This is a genomic window from Streptomyces sp. T39 (assembly GCF_008042045.1).
Classification (GTDB): Bacteria; Actinomycetota; Actinomycetes; order Streptomycetales; family Streptomycetaceae; genus Streptomyces.
Genome location: NZ_RDBP01000054.1, coordinates 200,839 through 210,843 on the forward strand (window position 1 = coordinate 200,839; position 10,005 = coordinate 210,843).

At 71.5% G+C, this 10,005-nt stretch carries 7 protein-coding genes; 3 read left to right on the top strand and 4 right to left on the bottom strand.

All coding sequences use genetic code 11. The features are described 5' to 3' along the window. Positions 1-10: 10 nt before the first annotated feature. From EAO77_RS33170 to EAO77_RS33180, 3 genes are all read right to left on the bottom strand, one after another. Complete coding sequence (locus tag EAO77_RS33170) at positions 11-1,003, bottom strand: GlxA family transcriptional regulator (protein WP_147992022.1); 993 nt, start codon at positions 1,001-1,003, stop codon at positions 11-13. 113 nt (positions 1,004-1,116) lie between these two features. Continuing rightward, positions 1,117-1,575: an SRPBCC family protein gene (locus EAO77_RS33175; protein WP_147992023.1), complete on the bottom strand. Its 459-nt coding sequence runs from the start codon at positions 1,573-1,575 to the stop codon at positions 1,117-1,119. Between the two features lie 212 nt (positions 1,576-1,787). Beyond that, entirely contained in the window at positions 1,788-2,798 is a 1,011-nt protein-coding gene (locus EAO77_RS33180) for a multicopper oxidase domain-containing protein (protein ID WP_147992024.1), read from the bottom strand. Positions 2,799-2,994: 196 nt separating this feature from the next. Here EAO77_RS33180 and EAO77_RS33185 point away from each other — a divergent pair, with 196 nt between their 5' ends. Together EAO77_RS33185 and EAO77_RS33190 are read left to right on the top strand one after the other, a co-directional pair. Next, complete coding sequence (locus EAO77_RS33185) at positions 2,995-5,484, top strand: ThuA domain-containing protein (protein WP_147992025.1); 2,490 nt, start codon at positions 2,995-2,997, stop codon at positions 5,482-5,484. A gap of 53 nt (positions 5,485-5,537) precedes the next feature. Then, positions 5,538-7,691, top strand: coding sequence for an OmpL47-type beta-barrel domain-containing protein (locus EAO77_RS33190; RefSeq protein ID WP_147992078.1), 2,154 nt, complete (start codon positions 5,538-5,540; stop codon positions 7,689-7,691). Positions 7,692-7,752: 61 nt separating this feature from the next. Here EAO77_RS33190 and ligD read toward each other — a convergent pair whose 3' ends face one another. Further along, the gene (ligD, locus tag EAO77_RS33195; RefSeq protein ID WP_147992026.1) at positions 7,753-8,760 is read right to left on the bottom strand and encodes a non-homologous end-joining DNA ligase; all 1,008 of its coding nucleotides are present in this window, start codon (positions 8,758-8,760) and stop codon (positions 7,753-7,755) included. A 52-nt stretch (positions 8,761-8,812) separates the two neighbouring features. On the opposite strand from ligD, the gene EAO77_RS33200 reads away from it, so the two are divergent. Beyond that, complete coding sequence (locus EAO77_RS33200) at positions 8,813-9,892, top strand: ATP-dependent DNA ligase (protein ID WP_147992027.1); 1,080 nt, start codon at positions 8,813-8,815, stop codon at positions 9,890-9,892. Positions 9,893-10,005 lie beyond the last annotated feature (113 nt).

A 10,005-nucleotide genomic window follows, 5' to 3' on the forward strand; every position in this document is an offset into this window, starting at 1 on the left:
GGGGCCGGGGTCAGCCGGCGCGGGTGCGGAAGCGGCGGCGGTAGGCGGCCGGCGTGGTGGCGAGCCGGCGCCGGAACGCCCGGTGCAGGGTCTCCACCGAGCCGAGTCCGGCCGCCGCCGCGATCTGCCCGAGGGGGCCGTCGGTGGTCTCCAGCAGCCGCCGGGCCACCTCGATGCGGGCCGCCTCGACGTACGCGGCGGGGCTGGTGCCCGTCTCCTGGGCGAAGACCCGGGCGAAGTGCCGCTCGCTGAGACACATCCGGTCGGCGAGCGCCGCGGCGGACAGGTCCTCGTCGAGGTGGTCGGCCATCCACAGACGCAGCTCGTCGATGTCCCTGCGGTCGGCGGCGGGCCGGCTGAGCGGCACCGAGAACTGGCTCTGGCCGCCCTGCCGCTTCAGGTACATGACCAGCTGCCTGGCCAGGGCCAGGGCCGTCCGCTCGCCGAGGTCCTCGGCCACCAGGGCCAGCGAGAGGTCCAGGCAGGCGCTGATGCCGGCCCCGGTCCACAGCCGGCCGTGGTCGGTGCGGACGAAGATCGGGTCCGGGTCCACGGTGACCCCGGGATGGTCGGCGGCGAGCTGCGCCGCGGTCGACCAGTGGGTGGTCGCCGTCCGGCCGTCCAGCAGTCCGGCGGCGGCCAGCACGTGCGCGCCCACGCACACGGAGGCCACGCGCCGGGCGCGCGGGGCGGTCTCCTTCACCCAGGCGACGATGTCCTCGTCGACGCGGGCGCGGGGGCCGTCCCCGGTCATGTCGACCGCGCCCGGCACGATCAGCGTGTCCACCTCCGTGCCGACGTCGGCGAAGGCCACGTCGGTCAGCAGACGCACACCCGCCGAGGTGCGGACCTCTCCGGCGACGGGCCCGGCGAGCCGGACCCGGTAACCGGCCCGGCCACCGGTCTCCCGGTTGGCCAGGGCGAACACCTCGGCGGGGCCGGTGACGTCGAGGAGGTCGACACCGGGGAAGACCGCGACGACGACATGGTGGGGAAGGGGCATGCACCGATCCTCGCCGGTGGGCCTCATGGCCGCAATGACGATTCCCTGTCACATCCGGACACGGCCCGGGAGGCGGACCGCACGGCAGCTCCGGTGACCGAGGAAGGCCCGCCTCAGCGCGGGGCGATCGCCGTCTCGACAGCCGCCTTGATGCGGGCGCCGAAGGCGGGCGCGTCCTTGCGGGCGGCGGCGAGCGCCAGGCCGACGAGGAGCTTGCCCAGGCCGTGGCCCTCCAGGACGTTGAAGATGCGGACACGTGTGCCGCCGCCCGGCAGGGGCTCCAGGTCGTAGCCGCCCTCCCGTGCCGTCACGCTGTTGCTCGACACCTCGGCCCACCGGATCGTGCGGGGGGCTTCGAGCGCGGTGACCCGGAACTCCCTGGCGGTCTTCATCCCCGCGTCCTTGACGGTGCTCCGGAAGACGGTGCCCACGGCGGTGGGGCCGGCCGGTACCCGCTCGATCCGCAGGACACGGGGGCTGAACTCCGGATCGTTGCGCCCGTCGGCGAGGTAGGCGAACACCTCGTCGACGGGCCGGTCGATCTCGACGGTCGCTTCGAACTGACCTGACATGGGGCACTCCCGGTGGGTCGCGACGCGGCACGCCCGCACCCACCGGGAGTGCCCCGGGACGCCTCGCGGATGCCCGGGCAGCCTCGGGGGACCGCCGTGCCGCCCGTCCTGTCACAGCGGCACCGCGACCCTACGGGACCGGCGGCCCGCCCGCGCGCCGGCCGGACCCGTGCCGGTGCGGTCCGGCCGGAGCCCCTCGCACCGGTCGTCCGTCAGTGCGCGTGTCCGCCGCCCCCGTCCGGCCCCGGCGCGGCCGGGGCCGGGTGGTGCCCGTCGTGGCCCGGGACGGTGCCGTCCGGTTTGGCGACCAGGAAGAGTCCGGCCATGCCCATGTCGGAGTGGCTCTGGACATGGCAGTGGTACATCCACGCCCCCGCTCCGACGTGCTCGCCGGCGATGATCTGGAAGCCGAAGGAGTCCGCGGGTCCGGTGATCTTGTTGTCGATGACCCGGCTGACGTCCTCGGGGCCCGACAGCAGGCCCGTGCGGTTGTCGGCCCAGCGATGACCGTGGATGTGGAAGGTGTGGTAGTACTCCCCGTGCGTGATCATGATGATCTCGACCCGGTCGCCCACCGTTGCCAGGAAGTCGGGCGGCTGGGCGGCCGGACGGTTGTTGATCGTCATGTCGTTGAAGACGATCGTGAACTGCTTGTCCGGCAGCACGTCTCCCTTGCGGCGCACCACCATGGGCCCGTACAGCCCCTTGCGGATGCCGCCGGTGCCGTGGTCCGTGCCCACCACGTGGTCGTGGTAGTGCCAGTAGCCGGCGCTGCCCGGACGCCAGGTGCCGTCGGCACGGCGGCCCGGGGCGTGGGTGCGCCAGGTGTAGGTGCGGGTGGCGCCCGGCTCGACATGACTGCGGCTCATCTTCGTGCCGTCGTTGGCGATGTCGTAGTCCACTCCGTGCGGGTGGAGGCTGACGGGCACGTCCATCAGGTTCTCGAACTCGATGTGGAGGGTGTCGCCCTCGTTGAGCTCGATCAGCGGGCCGGGGATGGTCGCCTTGCCCTTTTCCAGGCCGTATCCCATCTGTCCGTCGGCCAGTTTCTCCGCGTACAGCTTGAGGTGGCGTACCAGGCCGCCGGCCGGGGCAGTTCTCGGCGCGGAGGCCGCCGCGGGGGCGGCGCCGGCGGAGGCCGATGCGAGGGACAACGATGTCACGCCCGTCGCGGCGACCGCTCCGCCCGCGAGCAGGCGCCGGTGGAAACTGCGTCTGTCCATGTCGAACTCTCCAGTCGGTAGCGGAGGCTGACGGGGCATGAGCCCCCGGGGACGGCCCACACGGTAGCGGGACGGCAGGTGTTTATCCACACTCAGGACAAAGTTCGTCCTCTTGCGGTCATACCTATTGGCGAACCATGAAAAGAGGTCTAGCTTCAACGGCTGTTGTTGTGACCACAGAGGGGTGGGTGACCACATGAAGCGCACACCACATCAGCGGTCGAGATCGAGAACAGGCGTTGTCGCCGCGACACTCGGCGCCGGCGCCCTGACCGTTTCCCTGCTCGGCGGCAACCCCGCGTCGGCCGAGCCGTACCCGAAAGAGCCGTCGACCGCGGCGACAACGTTGTCCCTGCCGTCCCCACCGGGCGGGGCCAACGTGAGGGTCCTCGTCTTCCACGGTTCGGCGACCCAGGAGTCGCCCACGGTCGACGCCGGTATCGCGGCCATCGAGAACATCGGGCTGACCGGCCCCACCGCCGGACGGTTCCGGACGGAGGCCACCGACGACCCGGCCGTCTTCACGAACGCCGCACGCCTCGGCCGGTTCAACGCCGTGGTGTTCCTGACCGGCGGCGGGGACGTGCTCGACCCGGAGCAGGAGGCCGGCCTCGAGGCGTACCTGGAGGCGGGCGGCGGGTTCCTCGGCGTCCACGACGCCGCGCGGACCGAGCCCTACTCGGACTGGTTCACCGGGCTGATCGGAGCCCGGCCCACCGGCGCGCCGAGCAGCACCCAGCGGGCCGTGGTGGAGGTGGGCGACCGCCGCCATCCGGCCACCTCGGCGCTGCCGCTGGAGTGGAAGCGTCCGGACAAGTGGTTCAACTGGGCGAAGAACCCTTCCGGTTCGGTGCACACGGTCGCCCGGGTGAAGGAGAGTTCGTTCAAGCCGGCCGACAAGGCGAACGGCTGGGACCATCCGATCTCCTGGTGCCGGGACTACGACGGCGGCCGGTCCTTCTACACCGGCATGGGCGGCACGATCGACAGCTTCGCCGAGGCCGACTTCCGCGACCATCTGCGCGGCGCGCTGGCCTGGACGACCCGGCTGTCCCAGGCGGACTGCAAGGCCACCATCGACGCCCACTACACCGCCGAGCGCGTCACCCAGGCCAACCAGCCCGGCCGGAACGACCAGATCGGCGAACCCCACGGCCTGGTCGTCGCCCCGGACGGGCGGGTGATCTACATCGGGCGCGGCGGCGCGGACGCCACCGTGCCGGTGGTCACGGACTGGAACAACCCCGACATCGGCAAGGGCAACGGCGAGATCCACGTCTACGACCCGGCCGACAAGAAGGTCACCAAGGCCGGCGCGCTGACCGTCTTCGGCAACAAGGGCGGCGGCGACGAGCTGGTCAAGAACGAGGAGGGCCTGCTCGGCATCGAGCTGGACCCGGACTTCATGACCAACGGCTGGGTGTACCTGCACTGGACGCCGCACTCCCGGATCGACCGCGAGACCCACATGGGCGAGCGGCGGGTCTCCCGCTTCACCCTCGACCTCGCCACCGACAGACTGGACCTGGCGAGCGAGAAGGTGCTGCTGAGCTGGCCGGTGCAGATCCACAGCTGCTGCCACGCGGGCGGCGGGATGGCCTGGGACTCGAAGGGCAACCTGTACATCGCGACGGGTGACACCAACTCCTCCGGCTTCAGCAGCGGTTACTCGGGCAACAACCCGGAGCCGAACTTCAGGGGCACGTCCTTCGCCGACGCCCGCCGCACCGCGGGCAACACCAACAACCTCAACGGCAAGATCCTGCGGATCCACCCCGAGGACGACGGCACCTACACCCTCCCCGCGGGGAACCTCTTCACGGGCGAGGAGACCGCCGAAGGCGGCGGCAAGACGCGCGGCGAGATCTACGTGATGGGCGTCCGCAACCCGGCGCGCATCTTCGTCGACCGGAAGACGGACATCCTCTACGCCGGCTGGGTCGGCCCCGACGCGGGTGCGCCGTCGACGACATGGGGACCGGCCAAGTACGACACGTTCGCCGCCATCACCAAGGCGGGCAACCACGGCTGGCCGTACTGCATGGGCAACAAGCAGCCCTACCGGGACCGCAATCTGCCCGACCCGTCGAAGCCTCTCGGCTGGTACGACTGCGACGCGCCGAAGAACGAGTCGCCGAACAACGACGGCCTGGTCAACCTGCCGCCGGTCACCGCCAACACCATCTGGTACTCGCCGCAGGGCGGCGGCCCGGACTACCCGAGGGACGCCGACGGCGTCCCGAGCTACAAGCAGGAGGAGCAGAAGCTGCTGCTGCCGTGGCTCAAGGGCGGCGGGCAGGCGACCATGAACGGTCCCGTCTACCGCTACGACGCCGCGAGCTCCTCCGACGTCAAGTGGCCGGCGTACTGGGACGGCAAGTGGTTCGTGGGCGACTTCTACGACGGCGACCAGCCGCGCCACGCGGTGCTCACCGACCCGAGGACGGTCGGGCAGGGCGGCCTTCCGGTGCACGCCGAGTCGCTGAAGAAGATCGTGCCGGTCGGCCAGGGCGGCATCCGCAACCTGATGGACTGGAAGTTCGCGCCGGACGGCTCGCTCTACGTCCTCGACTACGGGCGCGGCTTCTTCACCTCCGACAAGGACTCCGCGCTGTGGCGCGTGACGTACAAGGGCGGCGGGCCCACGCCGGCCGCGGACCAGCTCGCGAGGAAGGCGGCACGGTGACCCTGGGACGAAGAGGCGCGAGCCTGTGGACCGCACTGCTCGCCGCGGTGGTGATGGTCGTGGGGCTGACCTCGGCCGCCGCCTACGGCACGACGGACGACGACCGGCAGGCCGGCGCCGCCCAGGTGCTGACCTGGACGGCCGGTGACCCGATCGACCGGTATCTGACCTTCCCCACCACCGCGGTGGCGGGACCGACGACGATCGTCTTCGAGAACAGCACGGCCACCGGCAACACCACCGGCATGCCGCACACGCTGACGTTCGACGTCTCCGACCCCGAGTACAACAACGACGTCCCGCTGAACATCCTCGCCAACCCGGGCGACGCGAACGGCGGCAAGCACTCCGTCGAGGTGACGCTGACACCGGGCCGGTACCTGTTCAAGTGCACGATCCCCGGCCACGGCCAGATGCAGGGGATCCTCACGGTGACCGAGGGCGGCGGCGGGGACGACACCACCGCTCCCGAGACGTCCGCCCAGGTGACGGGCGACCGGAACGCGGACGGCGCGTACATCGGCCAGGCCACGGTGGCGATCGCCGCGACCGACGAGGGCTCCGGCGTCGAGAAGGTGGAGTACGCGCTGGGCGCCGACGGCCCCTGGCAGCCGTACACCGCCCCGGTGGTCGTCGACCAGGTCGGCGCGCACGTCCTGCGCTACCGGGCGACGGACAAGGCCGGCAACACGGCGGCCGAGAAGTCCGCCGGGTTCACGGTGGCCGCCCCGCCGACCGACGACACCACGGCGCCCGAGACCTCGGCGACCGTCTCCGGCGAGAAGGACGAGGAGGGCGCCTACCTGGACATGGCCACGGTGACCGTGACCGCGTCCGACACCGGCTCGGGGGTCAACACCATCGAGTACGCGGTGGGTGACGGCGCCTGGCAGCCGTACACCGCTCCGGTGATGGTCCAAGAGGCGGGCGCGCACACCGTCCGCTACAAGGCGACCGACAAGGCGGGCAACGCGGCCGCCGAGAAGTCGGTGTCGTTCACCGTCGTGACCCCGCCGGACCCGGACACCACCGCACCGGTGACGGCGGCAGAGGTCGCCGGCACCCGCAACTCCGACGGCGCGTACATCACCAGCGCCACCGTGACGCTGTCGGCCGCCGACACGGAGTCGGGCGTCGAGAAGATCGAGTACTCGCTCGACAGCGGCCCGTACCTCGCCTACACCACACCGGTGATCGTCGACCGCGTCGGTCACCACACGGTGCTGTACCGGGCGACGGACAAGGCGGGCAACACCGCCGGGGCGAAGAGCGTGTCGTTCTCCGTCGCGGAGGGCGGCGGGGTGCCCGCACCCTCCTGCCCGGAGTTCGACGAGCGGCTCACGGTGATCGTCGGCAGCGTCGACACCGGCGTACCGAACCGCATGACCAGCAGCCGCTGCACGATCAACGAGCTGATCGAGGACGAGAAGGACTGGTCCTCGCACGCGCTGTTCCTCAAGCACGTCGACACGGTCGTCGACCGGCTGCTCGCCGACGGGGTGATCGACACCCGTGAGCACCGTAAGATCTACCGGGCCGCCAAGCAGTCGGGCATCGGCAAGCCGGGCCAGACGGAGGGGTACCGCGATCTGTTCGACGGCACCCAGGAGACGTTCTCCCGGTGGCAGCACGTGGGCGGCGGCAGGTTCCAACTGAGCGCCGACGGCGCCATGACCAGCAGCACCACCGTGCCGGGCATGGGCATGCTGTGGTTCCCGCAGCGCAGCTACGGCGACTTCTCGCTCAAGCTCCAGTGGCGGGACGACGCTCCGGGCACGGGCAACGCCAACGGCGGTGTCTTCGTCCGCTTCCCGTACGTCCACGACAACCCGGAGGAGTCACGGCCCGAGTGGGTCGCCATCAAGTACGGGCATGAGATCCAGGTCCTCGACCGTCCCGACGGCGACATGTACAAGACCGGTTCCGTCTACGGCTTCGACCGGGTCGGCCTGGCCGGCGCCGGTGTGACGCCCAAGGGCACCTGGAACGACTACGAGATCCGGGTGGAGGGCCAGCACTACTCGGTCTTCCGCAACGGCAAGCTGATCAACGAGTTCGACAACACCGGCGGGCAGGTCTTCCAGCCGCCGCGGTCGGACGACCCGGGCACCGACGGCCGGCGGTACGCCTCCGGCTACATCGGTCTCCAGGTCCACGGCACGACCGATGTGATCTCGTACCGCAACATCAGGGTGAAGGAGCTGTAGGAGTACGGACACGGCCGGCTGCCCCCTCCCCGSCGGGGAGGGGGCAGCCGTGCGCCGCCGGTCAGGACTTCCTGGCGCGGCTGGGCTGGACCCGCTTCGGTTCGCCCGGCATCTTCGGGTACTCGGGCGGATAGGGCAGGTCGGCGAGCCCGTGGTCCGCCTCGTCCTTGCGGGCCAGCTCCAGCAGGGTCTCCAGCCCGAAGCGCTCGTCGTCCATGTCCGCGTGGACGTCGCCGAGTGCGGCGTACCGGTCCGGCATGGTGCGGATGTCGAAGTCCTCGGGGCGCGCCTCGTCGACCTCGTCCCAGCGCAGCGGGGCGGAGACGGGCGCATGGGGGCGGGGCCGCACCGAGTAGGCGGAGGCGATGGTGCGGTCGCGCGCCGTCTGGTTGTAGTCGACGAAGATGCGCTCGCCGCGCTCCTCCTTCCACCACTTGGTGGTGACCCGGTCCGGCATCCGGCGTTCCAGTTCACGGCCGACGGCGATCGCGGCCCGGCGGACCTGGGTGAAGGTCCACTCCGGCCGGATCGGGACGAAGACGTGCAGTCCGCGGCCGCCGGAGGTCTTGGGCCAGCCGCGCAGACCCGCCTCGTCGAGGACGTTGCGCAGTTCGTGGGCGGCGTGCACGGCGTCGGCGTAGTCGGTGCCGGGCTGCGGGTCGAGATCGATGCGCAGCTCGTCCGGGTGGTCGGTGTCCTCCCGGCGCACCGGCCAGGGGTGGAAGGTGACGGCGCCCAGGTTGGCGGCCCAGACGACGGCGGCGGGTTCCATGGGGCACATCTCGTCGGCGGAGCGCCCGGAGGGGAAGGTGATGTGCGCCGTGGGGATCCAGTCCGGCAGGTACTTCGGCACCCGCTTCTGGAAGAACGATTCGCCGGTCACCCCGTCGGGGTAGCGCTCCAGGGTGGTCGGCCGCCCCCGCAGGGCGCGGGTGATGCCGGGGCCGACGGCGAGGTAGTAGCGGACCATGTCCAGCTTGGTGTAACCGGGCTCGGGAAAGTAGATCTTGTCGGGATTGGACACACGGACGGTCCGCTCCCCCACGTCGAGTTCCACGGCTTGGGCCATGCCCGTCAGCGTAGGCCGTGCCCTCCGGCGGTGCATACCGGACAATCGGCCCATGGATCTGCCCGTGATGCCACCCGTCAAGCCGATGCTCGCCAAGTCCGTGAAGACGATCCCCCCGGGGATGCAGTACGAGGCCAAATGGGACGGCTTCCGTGCGATCGTGCACCGCGACGGTGACGAGATCGTCCTCGGATCCCGCACCGGGAAGCCGCTGACCAGGTACTTCCCCGAGCTCGCCGAGGTGCTGCGGGACCGGCTGCCGGACCGGTGCGTGGTCGACGGGGAGATCGTGATCGCGCACGGCGGACGGCTCGACTTCGACCGGCTCACCGAGCGCATCCACCCGGCGGACTCCCGGGTGCGGATGCTCGCGGAGCGCACGCCCGCGTCGTTCGTCGCCTTCGACCTGCTGGCGCTCGGCGACGAGCCGCTGCTCGACACGCCTCTCCGGGAGCGGCGGCGGCTGCTGGAGGAGTCGCTGGCCGGGGTCCGGCCCCCGGTGCATCTGGCGCCCGCGACCACCGATCCGGAGCTGGCGCGGGAGTGGTTCGAGACCTACGAGGGCGCCGGCCTCGACGGTGTGGTGGCCAAGCCGCTCGACCTGCCCTACCGGCCGGACGCCCGGCTGATGTACAAGATCAAGCACGAGCGGACCGCCGACGTCGTGGTCGCCGGCTTCCGCTGGCACAAGAGCGGTCCCGTCGTGGGGTCGCTGCTGCTGGGACTGCACGACGCGGACGGCGCGCTCCAGCACGTCGGCGTGTGCGCCGCCTTCTCCATGAAGCGGCGCGAGGAACTGGTCGCGGAGCTGGAGCCGCTGCGGATGACGGACCTGTCCGGGCATCCGTGGGCGCGGTGGGCCCAGGAGGAGGCGCACGAGGGCGCCCGGCTGCCGGGGGCGCCGAGCCGCTGGTCGGGCAAGAAGGACCTGTCGTGGGTGGCCCTGCGTCCCGAGCGGGTCGTGGAGGTGGCGTACGACCACATGGAGGGCGACCGCTTCCGGCACACCGCCCAGTTCCGCAGGTGGCGGCCGGACCGCGACCCCTCCGGCTGCACCTACGCGCAGCTGGAGGAGCCGGTGCGGTACGACCTGGACGAGGTGCTGTCAGCCTCCGGCGGCGCCGGACGGTGAGCAGGGCGGCTCGCCGCCCGGCTCCTCCCCGGCGGCCTCCGCGCCGCCGGGCTCCGCGCCGCCGGGCTCCGACGGAGAGGGATCCGCGGAGGGCGAGGGGCAGGGGCTCGGGG